This window comes from Terrimonas sp., assembly GCF_003075435.1.
Classification (GTDB): domain Bacteria; phylum Bacteroidota; class Bacteroidia; order Chitinophagales; family Chitinophagaceae; genus Agriterribacter.
In genome coordinates this window covers 100,046-120,927 of record NZ_QCZJ01000014.1, presented here as the reverse complement: position 1 = coordinate 120,927, position 20,882 = coordinate 100,046, and the positions used below count along the sequence as shown (strand labels likewise).

11 protein-coding genes are annotated in these 20,882 nt (G+C 40.0%); 4 read left to right on the top strand and 7 right to left on the bottom strand.

Annotated features, from left to right (window positions below; translation table 11 throughout):
• Position 1: 1 nt before the first annotated feature.
• Entirely contained in the window at positions 2-3,148 is a 3,147-nt protein-coding gene (locus DC498_RS15790) for a SusC/RagA family TonB-linked outer membrane protein (RefSeq protein WP_116875141.1), read from the bottom strand.
• 1,098 nt (positions 3,149-4,246) lie between these two features.
• Positions 4,247-5,497 carry an NAD(P)/FAD-dependent oxidoreductase gene (locus tag DC498_RS15785; protein WP_116875140.1) on the bottom strand — a complete coding sequence of 417 codons (1,251 nt, stop codon included), beginning with the start codon at positions 5,495-5,497 and terminating at the stop codon, positions 4,247-4,249.
• Between the two features lie 512 nt (positions 5,498-6,009).
• Here DC498_RS15785 and DC498_RS15775 point away from each other — a divergent pair.
• Together DC498_RS15775 and DC498_RS15770 are read left to right on the top strand one after the other, a co-directional pair.
• A complete protein-coding gene (locus tag DC498_RS15775; RefSeq protein WP_116875138.1) occupies positions 6,010-8,376 on the top strand; it encodes a glycoside hydrolase family 127 protein in 2,367 nt (788 codons plus the stop codon).
• A gap of 89 nt (positions 8,377-8,465) precedes the next feature.
• Positions 8,466-10,745: a S9 family peptidase gene (locus DC498_RS15770; protein ID WP_206197640.1), complete on the top strand. Its 2,280-nt coding sequence runs from the start codon at positions 8,466-8,468 to the stop codon at positions 10,743-10,745.
• Between the two features lie 219 nt (positions 10,746-10,964).
• Here the strand turns inward: DC498_RS15770 and DC498_RS15765 are convergent, their stop codons facing one another.
• The 4 genes from DC498_RS15765 to DC498_RS15750 all read right to left on the bottom strand — a co-directional run bounded on the left by DC498_RS15765 (position 10,965) and on the right by DC498_RS15750 (position 16,628).
• On the bottom strand, positions 10,965-13,379 hold the full coding sequence (locus DC498_RS15765) for a glycoside hydrolase family 127 protein (RefSeq protein WP_116875136.1): 2,415 nt from the start codon (positions 13,377-13,379) through the stop codon (positions 10,965-10,967).
• A 232-nt stretch (positions 13,380-13,611) separates the two neighbouring features.
• Complete coding sequence (locus tag DC498_RS15760; RefSeq protein WP_133176869.1) at positions 13,612-14,484, bottom strand: hypothetical protein; 873 nt, start codon at positions 14,482-14,484, stop codon at positions 13,612-13,614.
• Between the two features lie 71 nt (positions 14,485-14,555).
• The gene (locus tag DC498_RS15755; protein WP_116875134.1) at positions 14,556-15,749 is read right to left on the bottom strand and encodes a hypothetical protein; all 1,194 of its coding nucleotides are present in this window, start codon (positions 15,747-15,749) and stop codon (positions 14,556-14,558) included.
• Between the two features lie 30 nt (positions 15,750-15,779).
• Positions 15,780-16,628, bottom strand: a complete 849-nt coding sequence (locus tag DC498_RS15750; protein ID WP_116875133.1) for a type 1 glutamine amidotransferase — start codon at positions 16,626-16,628, stop codon at positions 15,780-15,782.
• Positions 16,629-16,835: 207 nt separating this feature from the next.
• Here DC498_RS15750 and DC498_RS15745 point away from each other — a divergent pair, with 207 nt between their 5' ends.
• Both DC498_RS15745 and DC498_RS15740 read left to right on the top strand, forming a co-directional pair.
• On the top strand, positions 16,836-17,807 hold the full coding sequence (locus DC498_RS15745; protein ID WP_116875132.1) for a hypothetical protein: 972 nt from the start codon (positions 16,836-16,838) through the stop codon (positions 17,805-17,807).
• Between the two features lie 359 nt (positions 17,808-18,166).
• Complete coding sequence (locus DC498_RS15740) at positions 18,167-19,282, top strand: acyltransferase family protein (protein WP_116875131.1); 1,116 nt, start codon at positions 18,167-18,169, stop codon at positions 19,280-19,282.
• A 23-nt stretch (positions 19,283-19,305) separates the two neighbouring features.
• On the opposite strand, the gene DC498_RS15735 is transcribed toward DC498_RS15740, so the two are convergent.
• Positions 19,306-20,649 carry a serine hydrolase domain-containing protein gene (locus DC498_RS15735; RefSeq protein WP_116875130.1) on the bottom strand — a complete coding sequence of 448 codons (1,344 nt, stop codon included), beginning with the start codon at positions 20,647-20,649 and terminating at the stop codon, positions 19,306-19,308.
• Positions 20,650-20,882 lie beyond the last annotated feature (233 nt).

The window sequence follows — 20,882 nt, the reverse complement described above, 5'->3', positions numbered from 1 at the left end:
ATTAAAATTGCAACTGAAACCCGAGTGTATATTTTCTGGGAATGGGGTAGCCGTTACCGTCATACTCACCATAAGAATTTACATTTTCTGCATCTGGCAGATCTTTGGATGCCTGCCATTTCAACAGGTTATCAGCTATCACAAAGAATTTCAATCCGTCAATTCCCATTTTTTGGCAGGTTTTAGCTCCCAGGTTATACTGCAGATTAAGACTTTTAAGCCTGAAGTAATCCCCTTTGGTAAGAAAGAATGTTTGTGCTGAGGTATAATAATATAAATAAGTGCCTAAATCGTATTTAGCGTATTCTGCCTGGTCGCCGGGTTGTCTCCATATATTGATCTTATCCAGGTTGGGTGTAGAATACTGCACAAATTTGGAGTAGGGATCACTGTCTGTTGAATTTGAAAACTGATCAGCTTTGAAAAAATTCAGCACATCTCTTTTAAAGGTGAAGGAGAAAAATAATCCCAAAGAAAAATTCTTCCAGGAAATGTTGTTTGTCCAGCCACCTGTGATTTTTGGGTTTGGATCACCCATAGGCGTTTTATCCGGGTTAATTCCCCCGTTGAAAATATCTATTAAGTAATCTCCGTCAAGATCTGCAAGATGGAAAGCTCCAGCAGTATAAGCTCCGTTAGCGCTTGCAAATCTTTCACCGGTGTATTTATTGATGGGCACATCATCGTCTGTTGCATATACCCCGAGCGTTTGATAGAGGTAAAAGGCATTTACGGGACTGCCAACCGAAAGGATATGTGCCTGGTCAAACCTGTTGCCAAATGCATAGTCTCTTCCGCCATTGGGCAGGCTCATGAGGGTGTTTTTATTATAGGATATGTTAACCCTGGTGAACCATTTTACCGGGCTTGATGGTGATAAAGGATTTGCAGCAACGGTTAACTCAACGCCTGCATTCCTGACGCCATAAGAGTTGGTAAATGCATAGTCATACCCGGTTGTTAAAGGTAACCTTACCGAAAACAATTGTAAAGAGCCTTCCCGGTTATATACGTCAATTGCTGCTGAGTAGCGGCCTTGTTGTATCTCAAAGTCTGCACCTATATTCCATTGTGTTGATTTTTCCCAGCTCAGGTTTTTTTGAGCTACCCCATCATAAAAATTAGGAGTAACCGCCGTAACACCATTGTAAGAAGTAGCATTGTTATTGCCGTTATAACCTCCGGCATTTACGTTGTAAAGATTGTATTGCAGGTAGTTGGTTGTAGGCTCGCTTCCTGAAGTACCGAGGCTTGCCCGGAGCTTTAATAAGCTGAACAGCGAATTGTTTTTCATAAATCCTTCTTCACTTAATATCCATGCAACAGAGGCAGAAGGGAAGAAGCCCCATTTATTATCTGCGCCAAACCTTGAAGAACCATCATAACGCCCGGAGAATGCAAACAGGTACCTGCTTTTAAAATCATACGATAACCGGGCATAATACGACAGTAATCCATGCGCCTGGTAATCAGAAGATGCCCTTATAGTAGCCTGGGTGAAGCCATTTACCGTTTGTATTTGATCTGAAGCGCCATAATAGCCGGAAGCTATTGTATTTTCATATACGTCAAACTGAATATCCTGTCCCGCAATAACACTGATATTATGCTCTCCAAAACCATTTGCATAACTAAGATAGTTTGATGTGAGCATTTTAGCCGCGTTATCGACAAAGCTGTAGGAGTAGTTTCCTAATCCATTTTCAAGTTCGTTGGTTCTGTTAAAACTCCTTCTTGAAGTAGTATATTGATAAGTGCTTAATGAATTAAACTTAAAGCTTTTGCTGAAATTATAGCCGAGGTTAAGATTGAAGTTAAAAACGTTGGAAAGGTTATTATCTAAACTCTTGTCATAATTTCCAAGTATAGCTTCTTTTTTAGCCTCGCTGAGGTTAAATAAGGAAGAAGGCATATTCCCTGCACCCAGGCTGAAAGGATTATAGTCTTCATACCTTGGATCTACTCCCATCCCCCTGTTTCTTTCAGAACGTGTAAAATACATCACAGGATTGATTTCTAACTTTCCTTTTAATGCTCTTGAGCCAAGATTTATTCTTACAGAATAACGCTTAACACCTGTTGCCTTTAAAATACCCTCTTCATCATAATAACCGGTACTGAAACGATAATTGGTTCCATTTTCTGTTCCTCCACTTAAACTCAAATCAGCGCTTTTAATAATCCCGGTTTGATAAAACAAATCCTGCCAGTTGGTATTTCCGTTAAAAGCAGGGTTCAGGCTATCGGTTAATAAATAAGGTAATTGCTGTTGCTGTGGGGCTGTAAGCTGGGCGGTGAGAATAGCCATTTTCTGTCTTCTCTCCAGCGCACCGAGTGTTACTTCTCTTAATTCAGGTCTTTCGGTAACACCTGTAAAACCAGAAAAGATAACTTTGGGGGCTCCAACTCTTCCTTTTTTGGTAGTAATCAGGATAACGCCGTTGGCTGCTCGTGAACCATAGATGGCAGCGGCAGAAGCGTCTTTAAGCACATCTATAGATTCAATATCGTTAGGGTTTACACCGCCGAGATAGTTGAACCCTGCACCTGCTCCGGGGGTTACATATTCCTCATTGCTCTGAGGCACTCCATCCACAACATATAAAGGTCCATTGATTACAGAATTTTCGTCCCAATCTCTGCTGATCCTTGTATTTCCGCGAACGGTAACGGCTGCAGCGGCGCTGGGGTCTCCACTGAAGTTTTGCACGTTAACTCCTGATAATCGTCCCTGCATTAACTGATCAAAACTTGCAGCAGGAAGATTTTCAATTTCCTTACCGGAAATGCTTGAAATAGCCGCGGTAGTTTTTTTGCGGGTGATTTTTTGATAGCCGATTACCACAACATCTTCCATTGAAGATGTGGATACTGACAGCACAATTTCAATATTGGCTTGTCCTTTAACCTTAATCTCTTGTTTGTTAAAGCCTACAGAAGAAATTTCAAGTGTAGCATTGGCGGGAGCCATAATAGTGAACTGACCTTTGTCATCGGTATAAGTACCTTTGTTGGTTCCTCTGATTTTAATTGATGCACCTGAAACAGGCTCATTGTTTTCATCTTTTACAATACCGGAGACTTTTGTATCCTGGGCATAGGCAGAAAGTGCTAAAAAAATAGCACACAAGAGGAAAAGTTTTCTCATGTCATGTTTTGTTTTAGTTATTGTATGAACGAAATCCGTTCAGGTGTTATTCACAGGATGTAACAACACACAATCAAGCGTTTTACCTGTGTTTATCAGTAATTATGATTTTTATGAGAGGGCAATCAATAATGAGCAATTGAAGGTAAGATAGTTAATCAAAAAAATTAATCAAATTTTAACTTGTTTTTAAAGAATTTTAAGAAGTGGTAAAATATTATATATGTGTTCGAATCAGTAACCATTATTTATTGAAATTTTTAAAACCGGTTGACTTAAGTGTATCTTATTCAAATTCTTCCACTTCAAACGGCTTTATATCCATGCTTTTTTCACCATTTATAATTTAGGAAACCAGTTTCCTGTTCCGGCACCGGTTCTTAAAGCGCCTGTTGATGATGCTAACTCCTTCGACGGCAGCCAGCCTTGTTTTTTGATATCATTTGTATTGTTCGCGTCAGCCATCCATATAAGCAGATCATCTCTGCTGAGTCATTTACTTGCATTGGTGCAAAGCAATGGTATAGTACAATATTCAGCATCAGGATAAATGTTCATCACTTGTACTATGGCTCAGCATAAATTTCACAGCCTAAGCGAGCGAAAATTTAGAACGGACCAACAGTGATTGTGTGATTTAAACGGGTTAAAGTATATTTATGCTGATCATTCACCTGTAAAACGCAATTACTTTTATGAAACTTGCAGTTTTATACTCTGGTATTACCATGATGGTGTTAACCATGATAACCTCCATTCTACGGATTAAGCATTCTCCCGCCTTTGATTTTTTCTTTTTTGTAACATTGGGATGTATATTGATGTTTATGGTGGTCAGTATATACTCATTAATCAAGTTTATTAAAACTAAAAACTGAGCTATAAAAAACTCACACTTCTTATTATAGTATCGCTATCGTTATTTAGCTGTAAAAAGTAAAAGAAGATAAGCGCAGAGATTGATGTAAATAATATAATACCAGCATTGCTGGAATAAAATAAACTTCCGGAAACTACAATTCAGGGTGATAGCTATATTATGTTTAAGGACATAATAACTTTAAAGGATTTTCAAAGCAAATTATGGATAGCCCAATCCTAATCAAATCTTTCCACTTCAAACGGCTTTATATCCATGCTTGGTTTTTCACCATTCACAATTTCGGAAACCAATTTTCCTGTTCCTGCGCCGGTGCTTAAGCCTATCATTGCATGGCCGGTAGCAACAACTACATTATTATACTTTTTTATTTTACCAATATAGGGCAATCCATCCGCGGAGCAGGGGCGGTACCCATACCATATATCTTTTTCAGCAGGCATGGGAATATCAAATGCTGTATAATAACGTTTTACTGCATTCACTATTCCTTCTACTCTTTTGTAACGGGGTGGGGTGCTGGTAGGTACAACTTCCATAGTGCCGCCAAAGCGTATTTTGTTCCCGTCCATAGGAGTGAGCGCTACTCTTCCTTCCATTAATACAGCAGGATGATTTATTTTATATGGTGAATTTTCAAGCGTAATAGAATAACCGCGACCCGGCATCAAAGGGATTTTTGTATCTGCCAGTGCAGCTATCTCCCTTGACCATGCACCGGTTGCAATAACAATATAGTCGGCATCATACGCGTTTTTTGCCGTGATCACTTTATTGATGCTGTTCCCTTTTTTTTCAAATTTTATAACAGCCTCGTCCGGTATTAACCGTACGCCACTTTGTTTCAGTAAATTAAGAAGACCGTGCATTAATTTTTGCGGGTATAGGTGCGCATCGCATTTAAATAATATAGCGCCCAGGGCATTTATTTTTGTTTGAGGCTCTAATTGCTGCAGTTCTTCCGCGTTAAGTAAAACGGTATCCAGTCCTATTGCTTTTGCTTTTTCTACAGTATGATAGGCATGTTCTCCAACAGGCTCGGTTTGAAATATCTCGAGCAAACCTTTGTGTTCATAGGCAAAGTCAAAACCGGGTATTTCCTGCCATTTTTCATATTCTTTCTGGCTCAACAAAGCGATATCACGCAAAGGTATAGCCGAAGCAGCTACATGGCTGTCATTGGCGCTTTTCACAAATTTTAACCCCCAGTCGATTAACGCGCTTTTTACAGAAGGCTGCACATAAAACGGGCTTTGCGAATTGAACATCCATTTAAAACCCTGCCATACTATACCTGGTGTAGCCAGCGGAACAAAGTGACTGGGACAAACATATCCTGCATTACCGTATGAGCAGTTGTTTAAGAAATCATTTTTATCTATAACAGTAACATTGTGCCCTGATTTCTGAAGGTAAAACGCGGAGCTTAAACCCATAATGCCTCCGCCAACGATCACTATATTTTTCATTGTTTTGTAGGGATTGTAGTTTTGCAGGTTGCAAAATTAAAAGTTGCCCGGCAAAACCGGCGTTTATATTTTATTCATTCCTGAATATATTTTAACCGGTTAAAATCCAAACATAAATAGATAAATATTTCATCTTCTTTTTACCGAGGGCTTTTTAAGTTTGGATGATCAGGGATTTTGCTTTAAAAAAGACGATTGCGGCATGGTCATTTTGATCCCGCCTTATGAAGACTGCATTCAAGGTATATTGCGGCGGGAGAGAAATCTGCCGGGTTGTAGTACAAAAGTTGAGCATTAATGCCAAAGCCCGGGCAGACCTGCCTGCCGCAGGCAGGTTTCTCCCTCGCGTAAAAGTGATTATACTACAATCTCCGTATTGCTTAGTTATAATGACGGAGGAGCGTGTTTGTGTTTTACTACAAGCACTAAGGAAAACTGTATAATTATTCAACTTAAAAGCGACATCCCTGTTTGAATGATTGGTAGCCGCCTGATTTTGAAAAATATTTTTTATGAAGAGAAAAGTAATCTTTACGGCATTATGTGGTTTTTGTTTTGTGCAGTCTATAGCGCAATCTTATGTTCCTGAAAAAAACAATGCTGTAATTAAAGTTGCGCCTGTTGCTGATATACAGGCATATGCATTCAACCTTGCTGATATAAGGTTAACGGGTAATAGTCCCTTTAAAAATGCTATGCAAAAGGATTCGGCTTATTTGTTGCTGATTGAACCCGACCGGTTGCTGCACAATTTCTATAAAAATGCCGGCTTGCCTGTAAAAGCGCCTGTATACGGTGGATGGGAAAGTGACGGTATTGCCGGGCATACATTAGGGCACTACCTTTCTGCCTGCGCCATGTTTTATGCTTCTACAGGTAATCCTGAATTTAAGCGAAGGGTTGATTATATCAGTAATGAATTATTGCGATGCCAGCAGGCAAGGAAAACCGGGTATGTAGGCGCCATACCAAATGAAGATTCTATTTTCGGGAAGCTGAAACGAGGAGAAATAAAATCAGGAGGTTTTGATTTGAACGGAGGATGGTCGCCCTGGTACACGGTACATAAAGTGATCAGTGGTGTAGTAGATGCATATTTATACTGCAACAATACCACAGCGCTTAAGGTGGCTACCGGTATGGCAGACTGGACAGGTGATGTGCTTAAAAATTTAAACGAAACGCAGATCCAGCAAATGCTTCGTTGTGAATATGGCGGCATGAATGATGTGCTGGCTAATATTTACAGCATTACGGGCAACAAAAAATACCTTGATCTTTCATATAAATTTTTTGATGACTTTGTGATGAAGCCTTTATCGGAAAAAACTGATCCGATGCCGGGCAAACATTCCAATACACAGGTGCCAAAAGCTATTGGCAGTGCAAGACAATATGAGCTGACCGGAAATGAACGGGATAAAACCATCGCGTCTTTTTTCTGGCAAACTATGGTGCATCATCACACCTATGTGAACGGCGGCAACAGTAATTATGAGTATTGCGGTGAAGAAGATAAGCTTAATGACAGGCTGAGTGATAATACAAGCGAAACATGCAATACCTATAATATGCTGAAGCTGACAAGGCATTTGTTTGCATGGCAGCCCAGTGCTGCCCTGGGTGATTATTATGAGCGTGCTTTATATAATCATATTCTTGCTTCGCAAAATCATGAAGATGGCATGATGTGTTATTTTGTACCGCTCCGCATGGGTACCCGCAAAACATTCAGTGATCAGTTCAATACTTTTACCTGCTGCGTTGGCACAGGCATGGAAAATCATTCCAAGTATGCGGAGAATATTTATGCTGAAGGAAAAGATGGAAGCTTATATGTGAATCTTTTTATTCCTTCCTCGCTGAACTGGAAAGCGAACAATACAATTGTAGAGCAAAACACTGGTTTCCCATCTGATAACAAAACAGAGATCATCATTCACCCTAAAAAAAGGACATCATTTGCCGTGCATATCCGCCAGCCCTGGTGGGCAAAACAAGCAGCTATAGTAAAGGTGAATGGTAAGGTAGCGCCGGTACAGAAAGACACTGAAGGATTTTTAACTGTTACAAGGTACTGGAAGAACAATGATAAAATAACTGTTGAATTTCCGATGCAGTTATATACGGAAAGTATGCCTGACAATAAAGACAGGATAGCGTTGTTGTACGGACCTGTGTTGCTTGCAGGCATATTAGGGAACGAAATGCCTGACCCTGTATATGGGGTGCCCGTATTAATGACAGATAATCGTGATCCGGAAGTATGGATTGAAAAAACAAATACTTCAACGCTCGCTTTTAATTTGAATAAAGCCGGGAAACCCAAAGATGTTGCATTAAAACCTTTTTATGCGGTATCGCAGGAGTACTATAATGTATACTGGGATTTCTTTACGGAAGCGCAATGGCAGACACGCCAGGTAACATATGAAGCAGAAAAGAAGCAACAGAAAGAAATTGAAGATATGACGATTGATTATTTCCGTATTGGTGAAATGCAGCCGGAACGCGATCATAATTTAACCGCAGGTGAAAGATCGTATGTGAGTGATGCATTGGGCATAAACGGAAGAGAAGCAAGGAAGGGAAGTTATTTTACCTTTGAAATGAAGGTTGATCCATCTGTGACCAACCGTTTAATGTTTGTATATATAGGCGATGATAAAGACCGGAAATTTGACATTGTGGTTGATGGTGAAAAAATTAAAACAGTAGAATGGAAAGGTGGAGAAACAGGAAAATTTTATAATGAATTTTATGAGCTGCCTGCACAACTGATTTCTGGTAAAACCCGGGTAACCGTAAAGGTAGAAGCTAACTATGATAAAACAGCAGGGAGAGTATTTAGGGCCAGGACGGTGAGCGGGAATGAATAGGCAATAGTAAATAGACGATAGTGCAATCTGCAGATACCGTTTATAATTAATGTTTTGGAATTCATCATTGATAAATGTTTAATGATTATATGCTGAAAAAAATCTTATTTCTTACCTGTTTTATAGCATTAAGAGCTACACTCTTTGCACAGCAAACAAATCCTGCCTATAAACCAACAAGAGAAGAAATGCTGGAACGGTACAGGCAGGCTGCGGTATCTGACAGTACGATCAACCGCGGTAAAATTTTTAACCTTACCGTACAGCCAACATGGCTTGATGACGGGAAAGCATTTTGGTACAGGAGAGCTTTTAAAGACAGTGTGCGTGAATATGTATTGGTAAATGTGGCTACCGGAAAAAGGCAGCCATTATTTGATCATGTAAAGCTCTCGGCTTCTCTTTCAAAACAAACAGGACAAAATTTCAATCCTCAAAAATTATTGCTCACCAATATTAAGGTGAACAGGAAAAAGCATTCCATGGCTTTTGAAATGAATAATAAAGTGTGGCATTGTGACCTGGGTACTTATGCAGTAACTGATAGCGGAACGGTAATCGCTAATGAAGCGCAAACTATTCCGTGGTGGCGGAGGAATAACAGGCGCAGCCGCTGGTGGGGATATAAAACAGACAGCATTTCGCCTGATAAACAATTAATGGCTTTTATTAAAGAAGGTAATGTTTTTATTCAACCTGTTAACGGAGACGATGCGATTCAATATACAACAGACGGCACAGCAGAAAAGCCCTATGGTTCTTTAGCCTGGTCGCCGGATAGTAAATATGTTGTTGGGTATAAGATTACACCATACAAAGATTCGCTTGTGTATTATGTGCTCACTTCACAAGCTAACACTACCAGGGGACAATTAAAATCGCAGGAATATAAGCAGCCTGGCGATCCTTTTACTACCTACGAAATGTTTGCTTTTTCGGTTATGGAAAAGAAAACAACAAAAATAAACACGGAGATCATTGATTTTTTTCCTGAGCCTTATCTTAACTGGAGAAAAGATGATGCAACACATCTTCTGTATGAGAAAGTAGATCGCGGGCATCAACGCTTTCGCATTATTGATGTAGATGTTAAGAGCGGTGAAACAAAAATAATAGTGGATGAACAAACCAATACCTTTATTTACGAGCAAAAAATATATACGGAATACCTGCCTGAAACAAATGAAATAATATGGGCAACCGAAAAAGATGGCTGGCGGCATATATATCTCGTTAATTCACTCACAGGCGAAATGCAACCGGTGACAAAAGGAGATTGGGTAGTACGGGATATTGACAGCATTAGTGCGAAGAGCAGGCAGATATGGTTTCGCGCAAGCGGACTGCATGCTGATGAAGATCCTTATTTTGTACATTATTACCGTATAAATTTTGATGGTTCAAACCTGCTGGAGCTTACGCCGGAAAAAGGAAATCATACGATAGCATATTCTCCTGGTAAGAAATATTATCTGGATACTTATTCACAAATAAATATTCCACCGGTAATTGAACTGCGCAGGTCGTCTGACGGAAAGAAAATTTCGGAAATAGAAAGAACAGATGTAACGGAATACCTGAAAGCCGGTTTTCGTTTTGCAGAACCATTTTATGCAAAAGGACGCGATGGAAAAACAGATATATGGGGGGTGGTATTTCGCCCTGCAAACTTTGATTCAACAAAAAGTTACCCTGTAATTGAAAATATATACGCCGGTCCGCAGGATGCTTTTGTACCGAAAAGTTTTACCACCGGTGGAGAAATGCAAAGCCTTGCTGAGCTCGGTTTTATAGTAGTGCAGATAGATGGCATGGGTACCTGCAACAGGTCGAAAGCGTTTCATGATGTATGCTGGCACAATCTTGCTGATGCAGGTTTTCCAGACAGGATATTATGGATAAAAGCCTTGGCAGAAAAATATCCTTATGTAGATGCAAACAGGGTAGGGTTGTATGGAACTTCTGCAGGCGGGCAAAATTCACTCGGTGGCTTATTGTTCCACCCTGAGTTTTATAGCGCCGCGGTTTCAGCATGTGGCTGTCATGATAACCGTGTTGACAAACAATGGTGGAATGAGCAATGGATGGGATACCCTGTGGGTAAGCATTATGAGGAACAATCAAATGTTACCAATGCCTATAAATTAAAAGGCAACCTGTTATTGATAGTAGGAGAGGCAGATACCAATGTGCCACCGGAGTCTACCTATCGCGTAGCAGATGCGCTTATCAAAGCAAAAAAGCATTTTGATTTCCTGGCAATTCCTGGTCTTGGCCACAGTGATGGCGGCCCATACGGAAGGGTTAAGAAAAGAGATTTTTTTGTAAAACATTTGCTGGGAGTTGATCCGCCGGACAGGAATAAGTAAGCCTCATTCTCTTAACCTTCTCCGCACGGAGAAGGACGGTGCTGTTGAATGATTCCAAACTATATAACTACCGCATCAGCTATTGAATATAACAGGGCAAGTGTTTAAAATATTCGTCAAACTTTTAGATTTACAAACGCCCCCCCACGCAAATCATCAACCTGATTTGAATTTGGGTACCCCTGTCCACTCGTGGAGAGGGGCCGGGGGGAGGGTATTTTACTTCACCATCCATTCATGCACTCCCGTAGAATGTTCAACCGGCTGTTGAATTTCGAGTTTTAATGCTGTAGTGGTAACCGGTTCAAAATTTACCGTGTTGTATTTATCCTTCGATATTTCGTATGGCGAGGTATTTCTTACCGGTAGCCATTCTCCCTCTTTCTTATAGAGCAATTTCCAGGATACGGGAATACGACATCCGCCAAAAGGCGCGTCATCAAACCAATATACGCTGGATGATGAAATGGTATATACGCTATCAAAATCGTACTGCAAAAATTCTGAACTGTTTTTCTTTGGCCACCAATGTAGGTAAGAAGCGCTTGCATCCTGCGAATCCTGTGGATCGTACTGATCATTCAGTGCCCGCAACATGCGCTTGTTGGTAACAGAACCTGTAATAGCGCTCTTGCTTGCAATGGTTGGGGCTGGCTTAGGCCTTGCCGCTGATTCGTTATAAGGTATCCATACTTCCATTTCAGACGCTCCGCGGTTAGCCCATGCATAATAAGGAATAGCGGTTACCATTTGTTCACTGTGCAATAATGCATCACTGTTTAACTGGCGTTTGGTTGAGCTGCCTTTCATTTCCAATACCGTTACCCCGTTCAGTAATTCCGGTTTGTAAACAGCTGTTATGACTTCATCTTTTTTAACTACAATATTCATTACGGCAGAATCCTTATTGTCAGGACCCTCAAGACAATATACCAGTGGGCCGCGTTGCAATGCAAACCTGTTCTTATCTGCGTCAACTTTATCATTTGCAAGTATTCGTTTAGCCGTTATCGGTAGTATCAGTGTAACCTTGTCGCCCTTTTTCCATTTCCTGTTTAATACAGCAAATCCTTTTTGCATATTCACTGGTACCGTTTTGTCATTTAGCAGCAACTGTACATTGTCCGGTGTTTGTTCCGTGCTATACAGATCTCCGGGTACTGGTTTGTTCAATGCCCAGCCGGGTATGCGTATATGCAATGCAAATGCAGTGTTCGCTGATGCCGGATTAATAGTTATCTCATTTTTGCCATCCCAGGGATAGTTGGTATTTTGAATAATGGTGATACTACCTGCCGGTAATTTAATTTGAGATTTACTACCTACAAACAGATTTACAAACAGCTCATTTTTGTTTTGCGCATATACATAACCCGGCATGGAAGGCAGAAACCTGGTCATATTAGAAATACAACACGCGCAACTAAACCATGCGCTGCGTTGGTGCTGTCCCAATGAAGCCAATGGATTAGGATAAAAGAACCTGTCGCCGCTTAATGAAACACCAGAAAGTAAACCATTGTATAAGGTTCTTTCCATTACATCAATATACTTCGCGTCGCCATGCAGTAAAAACATCCGGCTGTTCCAGTATACATTGGCGATAGAGGCACAGGTTTCGGCATAAGCGCTCATATTCGGCAGGTCGTAGGCTTTTCCAAAAGCTTCTCCTGCACCGGTAGCGCCAATGCCGCCTGTCAAATAAATTTTCTTCTCTGTTACATCATTCCATATATCATCAATAGCATGTAAGTATGCCGTATTGCCTGTTAATGCAGCCACATCAGCCATGCCTGTATACATGTACGCGGCCCTCACCGCATGACCAACCGCTTCATGCTGGTCAACTACTTTTTTATCTGCCTGGCTATATTCGTGATTCAAATGCCCGGGTGTGCCGCGAAGATCAAGGAAGAATTTGGCGAGGTCAAGATATTCCTGCTTGCCTGTAACCCTGTACATTTTGGTTAAGCCTGTTTCAACTATCTGGTGACCGGGAAATTTTTCTTCTTTACCATAACCAAAAATTTTAACAAGCAGGTCTGCATTTTTAACAGCGATATTCAGTAGGTTCTTTTTGCCTGTTGCCTGGTAATGTGCAACAGCGGCTTCAAACAAATGCCCGGAGTTATATAATTCATGGCTCAGGTCTTCTTCTTTTTCCCAGCGTTTGCTTCCTATCCATTCATGCGGGTTAGTAACTTTAGCTGTGCGAAAAGTATAGAGATACCCATCCGGTTCCTGGGCATCGGCAATAATAGCAATTAATGTGTCAAGGTATTTTCCTAATTGATCGTTTTTGCTTACCTGTAAACTATACGATGCGCCTTCAATTACTTTGTAAATATCCGTATCATCAAAAGTAAATTCGGAAAGTTTATCCGCTTTTTTCTTTCCTGCAGCAACAAGAAAATTATCTATTCGCCCATGCTTTTTACATTGATCCAATGTGTAGGGGATCGTTACCTCAGCATTTACTTTTATTTTAGGCGCCCAAAAATTATCTGTTATTTGCACTTGTGTAAATGCTACAGGTTGTATAGGATAATCTGTTTTTAACTTTACCTGGGCTGTTGCGGGCAGCGATACAATTGCGGCTTGTACAAAAGCAAATCCAATAATTCCACTCCTCATATTATATTGATTTGAACAATATAAAAGTAGGGTTATTTGCAGGGAGAGGATTAACTGATATTCACAAATACTGGTAAAATATTAATGATAGCTTATGCTATACGCGGCTGTAAAATTATTTCCGGTATTTAAACAGGTGTAGTTTGTTCATACATGCTTTAAATAATTGGGGCTGCCTGGCAGGCAGCCCCGTTGTATGTTAATAGCCCCAAAATCCAAAGCTCTTTATTGTTTATTGTGAAGGAGGCGAACCACCATTAAAACGCCTGTTGAAAAATTGCTGCATTTCAGACATTGGCTTAATATCATATCCCTTTGGAATTTCAAAAACCTTGTCCTCAATAGCCGGGTTTACTTCAATGCTGGTCACTTCTGTCTCCATTTTAAAACCATTGGGTCTGCTCATATTATAACCCATAATAAAGCCATTAATTTTTTCAAGATTTGATAATCCTCCAAATGCACCACCACCCGGGCCGCCGCCGGAAAATCCTCTTGCAAAACCGCCCCCGCCAGTGTTGGCACCTGAAACAGGATAGCCTTCCGGCCTTTGAACATCGGGCGTATACCAAACATGCAGTTCAGATACTTCTCCCTGCCTGCTTTTGGTTTTGATGATTGCTTTTTTACAATTGTAACCGGCTATTTTTTTTGTTTCGTTTGTGTATACGATTTCAGGTTCCGCAGGTGTAAAATTTCTTTGCTGGTCGTCATTCCCCCCTCTGGCCTGGCGGAGAGAATCCATTCTTTTTTGTGCATCCTCCCGCATCTTCTCCTGGTCTTCTTCTGTTGTATAAAATCCTGTTTTTCTACCCATCGCTTCTATAAGCGTAGTAGTTTTTTTGTTTTTTTTATCTACGATGACAATATTGTTACCAAAATCAGACTGGTTCAGTGTTTTTATAAAGTCACCCTTGTAGTAGGTGGTATTTTTACTTTCCATTCCCGATGGCCCGTTAAAACCATCGCCATCGCCACGGTTAGGGTTTTCAGGAAAAGTGATCTCTGTTTTGGATTTTACAATCAGGCTTGTAGCGGTTTGTTGTGCTGCTAACTGAGCAGCAGAAACAACAACACCGGTGATTGTAAGTATAACCCACTTCATAGCTTGTTTATTATTCATAACAAATGTACGATTGTGTATATATGGTTAATAATGGAACAGGTTAAATAACGTTAATAAGTTTCAAAATAGCATACCGATCCGCCAACCCATTCTTTTTCCGCATTATATCGTACGCCAATCATTTTGCCCTTACTTAAGCGGGCAAGGTTAATAGCAGGGTGGGGGCGGGCTTCATTGTCCGGCCACACATACATTATTCTTATTTCTGCCTTGGCTGGAATATCAGGCGTTTCAATAACATCTGCATACTTAACCTTGCGTTGCAGTATCCAGTTTTCTGGATCTTTTATACTATTGATATCACCCTGTGTTACATCAATCACCACACCCTGGCCTGCAAATGAAAAGAGCGGTTTTAATACATAGTTCTCCAAATCTGCCGGCATCTGTTTTATATCGCTTAAAAAGAAGGTTTCAGGTACAAAGGGGTTTTTTATAAAAGGTAAAGTAAACTTGCTGATACGGTAAAACCAGTTTGGATGAGGTATCCATTCAACGTTCCATTGCTTGGTGATGTCAATGATATTGCCAAGATCATTCCTGCTTTTCAGTTCATCAAAAATCACCCTGTTGTAAATTCTTTTTACCGCAGTTTTCTTTCCTTCATTCATATAAAACAGGTTGTTGCCTTCGGCAAATAATTCAGTGAGACAAACCGGTTTTACACCTGTGTAATCCTGGGTGCAGTAAAAATCTATACGCGTTTTTTGTTCGTGTGGTTTTATTTCAAGCAGTATTACATTTTCAACATTATGCTCACCAAGCAATAGCTTCCTCAGCATGGCTACATAGCTGTTTTTATTATACCCGCTTAAATAATGCGAGTAGTTTCCCGGTATATCAAAATGCTTTTCCAATACTTCAGGGTAATATACCTGGAAACCAAAGAGGGTAGGAAAGCCCTGCATTTCTATGAGCTGTGGTTCCAGTTCCCCATTGTCGTTAATGCATACGCCAAAATCAAAAGCGATCATGTGGCTGTGCGGCGTTTCAGCCGCAACGTTTTCACCGGGCGGAATTGCCCTCGCCGTAAGCTTTTTAAAGTCTGTACCTGTAATAATATCAACAATGCTTTCGCAGGCATCTGTCATTTTTTTTGTGAAATGCCTGTCAGCAAAAATGGGCGTTTCTGCTACGCGGAATTCAATGGCGCCGGGATGTTTGCTTGTAAGATCAGCGAGAAATGCTTCGTAACGTTCCCTGGTAAAGTTTTGGTTGAACGCTTTGCGCAATGATGCTACCATCCAAAAATGTTTACAGAAAGGTAGCGATATTTATAATACAACCGCCTGTAAATGTTCTATGGAATGATTGAGAAAGTTAGGCAGTACATGGGCGTATGTCCATAGTATTTTATCAGGGTCGTTAAGCTGTTCTATCATTGATGCCCATTTGGCTTCGCCATATGCTTCAATCACGCTTTTCTTTTTGTCGTCCTGCTGAAGATACATGCTCATCCCTATCGCATCAGCTTCGGGGTGAAACTGCGTGCCTACCATATAATCATTAAACCGCACAGCCATAATAGCTCTTTCAAGTGGTATATGAGGTCTTTCTTTTTCAATGCATAGTATGCTGGAACGCAATGCAGCAAGCTGCGCGTAATTTGGTGAGGTTACCTGGTAATCACGACTGTCTACAGCGTAAAAAGGATCATCCAAACCTTCAAAAATATTTTCATTAATACCTGCATCCAGTACGTGCATCGGAAATACGCCAAAGGAGGTAGATTTTCGTTTGCTGACTACAGCCAGCTTATAATAGCGGCAGATAAGCTGAAATGAATGGCAGATAAAAAAGGCAAATTTCTTTTGTTGATTAAGGGTGTCGGCATTCCGGTTTTGTAAAGCATTCAGCCAGTCAAAATATTTTTTTTCCCATTCGCTGCCTTCACTGTCAAGTGGGCTTCCCGGTCCACCGCTGGATATAAAAATATCGTATTCAGAAACTTCAGGAATTTCCAGCTTCTGTCTTACTTCAAACTCATCCCATTGAAGATCAAGGTGATTAGCTTCTCCGTACTGGTTCAGGATTTCGCGAATACATCTCATTCCCTGGTTTGGAACGCCTTCATATAAATCCAATATCGCGACTTTTATGGGCTTCTTTTCCTCCGGATTCATCCCGCAAAAATAAGGATTTTAGGTTTTAGGGCGGTTATTGAAATACACCAGCCTGCCGAAAAGCAAGGGAAGTTATAGATGAGCGGGCTGCTTTAATATATTTATTGCCTGATTGTATATAATTCCTATTTTTAGCCCCCAATCCTCGAAGAACTTTCATACCGGTTATACTTCAAACCTTTTAATCAGTTTTTTAAAGAAAGTAAAATGCTGAATAGCATTATGCCTGTTTTCAATTCTATGTTTTTGTTTTTAAGGAGAGTTATTGGTAGTGTATTAATGGTTTTTATATGCTGCAATTGTTATGCGCAGGATATCGCCTGGATGTCTGGCGTATGGAAGGGCACAGGTATTGTTCCGGGCAGTTTATATTCTACTGATTATGTTAGAACACTGTATATAGATAAAGTTGCGGGCAACAGGTTTATGGGCAAGCTGGTTAGTGAGGTAAAAGATGGAAAAGGAACGCGGCAGGATATCGCGTTTACAGGTTTGTATGAAAACAGCGGACTGAAATTTAATTATGGACAGGTACTGTATACCAAAGAACCGCCATATGGCCAATGGTGGGATTGCAGGGCATGTAACTCAACATCGGTGATCCGTATTTCTGCAGATACTATATTGTTGACGCTTACCAATATTAATTGCGGGCAAACTTGCGATGGTGAAACAAAATACTACAAACTATTATCTGGTTTTGATGCTGCTGTACAGAAGAAAATTACAGGCGCATTTGGTGATAAGGAGGTATCAAAAGATATTAATGCTATACTGAAAAATGATACTGCAAAAACTGTTGTGCCACCCGTTATTGATACAATAAACCAGCTAGCCCGTACCAATACTGTTATAGCAACATATAAAGTGTTTTCACCCGAAATAAAAATAATGTTGTTTGATAATGGAGAGATAGATACGGACATTGTATCTGTATATCACAATGGCAATAAAATAATTGATAAGAAGATACTGGGAACTACACCTATTGTTTATACCATTACCGCAAGTGCTGATAAAAGGACACATGAGTTTATACTGGTAGCAGAGAACCTGGGCAATATACCCCCTAATACCGCTTTTATGCGTATAATTTCCGGTGATGATCACTATGAGTTGTTTGCCAAAACAAACCTGCAGGAGAATGCCACCATTAAAATAGAGTACGCGGGTAAATAGCAGGCAATAATACATGGACATGTGTCATATAACTGTACATTATCATTTTCAATGAAAATTTTGACCAGCAAATTGCTGTCAGGGTTACAGGTGAAGATAGCCTTGAATACGGAAGCGTAATTCGAAGTACAAAAGGAACGATAGATGAAGCCCGGCATGTAGATTGTGTATTTGATAAACGCACCAATATTGCTAATAAAGGCAACTTATTGTTTGGGTAAACAATCGATTGCAAATCATTAACAAAGTTTGGCATCGGAACTTTTTTTTCTTCCCGACCAAATTATTTTGCATGTGCCTTAGTATATCTTACTTTGTGTAATCTCAATTGTAATAATCAATTTTACTCCCTGCATATTATGGCATTGAAAACTACTCAACCTTCCGGGCGTTTATATTCTCTTGATGCTTTACGCGGTTTTGATATGTTCTGGATTATGGGCGGCGAAGGCATAATTGAATCACTTTCCAGGGCAAGCGGCTCTTCTTTCTGGAAAGGGTTTGCAGAGGAGCTTACGCATCCCGACTGGAATGGCTTTCATTTTTACGATCTTATATTTCCATTGTTTCTTTTTATTGCGGGAGTGGCCACTCCTTATTCAGTTGGAAAAGAGCTGGAGAGAGGTAAAACACGGCAGCAACTTCTGTGGCGTGTTATAAAAAGAGGGTTGCTTCTTGTATTGTTTGGTGTTATTTATAATAATGGTCTGCAACTTCACGCATTATCAGAAATACGATTCGGGAGTGTGCTTGGGCGCATAGGGCTTGCATACATGTTTGCAAACATTATAGCATTGTATTTTAAGGAGCGGGCACAGATAATCTGGTTCTTCGGAATTATAATCGGGTATTGGTTGTTGCTGAAGTTTACATCTGCACCCGGGTTCCCCGCAGGCGATCTTACAATGGAAGGTAATTTTGCTTCTTATATAGACCGACTTGTAATGCCCGGTAAGCTATACCTGGGTATTCACGATCCCGAAGGATTAGCTAGCACAATACCTGCTATAGCTACAGGCTTGCTGGGTATTATTACAGGCAATTTTTTAAAAAAGAATCAACTCGGACAAAGCAAAAAAGTTTTGTACATGCTGGTTGCAGGTGTTGTATTTGTGATTGTAGCCCATATATGGGATATTGATTTTCCCATCAATAAAAATTTATGGACCAGTTCTTTTGTGCTGAATGTTGGAGGATACAGCCTGATATTATTGGCCGTTTTTTACTATGTCATTGATGTTAAGGGGTATAAAAAATGGGCATTCTTTTTTAAAGTAATCGGTATGAATTCCATTTTAATTTATATGTCGGAACATTTTATTGACTGGGATTATACTACTAATGCTTTTTTTAAATGGGCTGAACAACTTGCGGGAACGCCATATAATATAGTGGTAGCGGCAATAGGGTATGTTCTGATAAAATGGGCGGTTTTATATTTCCTTTATAAGAAGAAGGTGTTTTTGAGAGTGTAAAAGAAACTGGTTGCGCACGCAGCTTATTCTTTCAGCTTCCTGCAAAATATTTTTCTTCCACCCTGGAATAGTAAAAAACCTTCTACTTCATTTTTGAAGTTCTTTACAAATTCGACCTGTACATTGTCATTCGGGTCAAAAAATGAATCTTCTTTTTCAGCCGATAATACTTTTACAGATTGATTGGTAGGCGCAGCGTTCAATGCGCCGTTCTTTATGCTCATCACTACTTTTAAATCCGGGCGGATTTCATAAGTGCCTTCATACTGTTTTAAAATAGAATCGGTAAGTATGAGAGCGGTTTTTAGTTTAGGTAAATCGTAGGGCTTATTATATAATTGTTTCAATACCTTATCTGTAATTTCTTCCAGCGATTTGTCAGATGCATTACTGAGTAATACAATGCATATATCATCTTCCGGCACGCGAACAAAATTGGTGATATAACCATGTATGCCGCCGCTGTGCCCAACTTTTCTTTTACCGTCAATACTATCTATTCCCCAGCCATAACCATAATGATTACGTACAGGCGTATACGCTTTTTCCTGGTCGGCTTCGGAGAGGATGGTATAGTTTTCAAGCGCCTGGTGCCATTTATATAAATCTCCTACAGTTGAGTAAATAGCACCGGCGGAAAAAGATACCGATGAATCTACAATGGGGGCTGTGTCGGCACTTTTATTATCTATTTTAAAATAACCCGTTGTTTTTTCAGGCGACTGCAGGTGTGTAAAATCAAAGCCACTATGTGTCATTTGCAGCGGTGAAAAAATATATTGCCGCACCACTAGTTCGTAAGGCATTTTTGTAACTTTTTCAATAATATATCCCAGCATAGAATAACCACTGTTGGAATAATTCCAACCTTTGCCAGGTGAAAAATCGAGTGGTTTGTCTTTAAATAAAGCCATCATCTTTTCCCGGTTAGCGGGTTTGCTTACTTCTGTTTCCATAAATTTACTGTCACTGGTATAGCTGTATATACCGGAAGTGTGCAGCATGAGTTGTTCTATAGTGATGCTATCTCCTTTGGGAAATTTTGGAAAGTATTTGCTTAGCTTATCCGTTACATTTAATTTCTTTTCCTGCTGTAATTTTAAAATAACCGCGGTAGTAAATTGTTTGGTAATTGAACCTAATTGAAAAATGCTGTTTTCATCGTTGGTTATTTTACTGGGAACATTTCTGTAGCCATAGCCTTTATTGAGCAGAATATTTCCACCTTTTGCAATTAATACTGAACCATTAAACCTGTTCAGCTTGGCATACCTGCTAACCAGCGAATCCAGTTGTGCCGTTTCTGTTTGACAAAAAGATGATAAAACAAAAAATACCAATACCGCTGTTACGAAATAGCGCGCCATATTACAAATTTAAAATGAAGGAAAATATAAGCGGTTGAAGTGTGCTAAAGCTACGGCTTCATCTTTGTTCTGTATAATTATTATGAACACTTTGTATTTATGCTGTATGTCCGGCAATTTTTCTATACAACCGGCTGATGCCTGGCCTTGCAGGTCTTTAAGAAGCTGTTTAAAAATAATTTTTGAACAACAACTGACCTGTTTTATGTATTACCCTGTTCTTTATAGAATAG

Excerpts from the sequence above, each read along its gene's own strand:
- DC498_RS15785 (WP_116875140.1), bottom strand. The coding sequence starts at position 5,497 with ATGAAAAATATAGTGATCGTTGGCGGAGGCATTATGGGTTTAAGCTCC.
- DC498_RS15740 (WP_116875131.1), top strand. The coding sequence starts at position 18,167 with ATGGCATTGAAAACTACTCAACCTTCCGGGCGTTTATATTCTCTTGAT.
- DC498_RS15760 (WP_133176869.1), bottom strand. The coding sequence starts at position 14,484 with ATGAAGTGGGTTATACTTACAATCACCGGTGTTGTTGTTTCTGCTGCT.
- DC498_RS15750 (WP_116875133.1), bottom strand. The coding sequence starts at position 16,628 with ATGAATCCGGAGGAAAAGAAGCCCATAAAAGTCGCGATATTGGATTTA.
- DC498_RS15755 (WP_116875134.1), bottom strand. The coding sequence starts at position 15,749 with ATGGTAGCATCATTGCGCAAAGCGTTCAACCAAAACTTTACCAGGGAA.
- DC498_RS15770 (WP_206197640.1), top strand. The coding sequence starts at position 8,466 with ATGCTGAAAAAAATCTTATTTCTTACCTGTTTTATAGCATTAAGAGCT.
- DC498_RS15775 (WP_116875138.1), top strand. The coding sequence starts at position 6,010 with ATGAAGAGAAAAGTAATCTTTACGGCATTATGTGGTTTTTGTTTTGTG.
- DC498_RS15790 (WP_116875141.1), bottom strand. The coding sequence starts at position 3,148 with ATGAGAAAACTTTTCCTCTTGTGTGCTATTTTTTTAGCACTTTCTGCC.
- DC498_RS15745 (WP_116875132.1), top strand. The coding sequence starts at position 16,836 with ATGCTGAATAGCATTATGCCTGTTTTCAATTCTATGTTTTTGTTTTTA.
- DC498_RS15765 (WP_116875136.1), bottom strand. The coding sequence starts at position 13,379 with ATGAGGAGTGGAATTATTGGATTTGCTTTTGTACAAGCCGCAATTGTA.
- DC498_RS15735 (WP_116875130.1), bottom strand. The coding sequence starts at position 20,649 with ATGGCGCGCTATTTCGTAACAGCGGTATTGGTATTTTTTGTTTTATCA.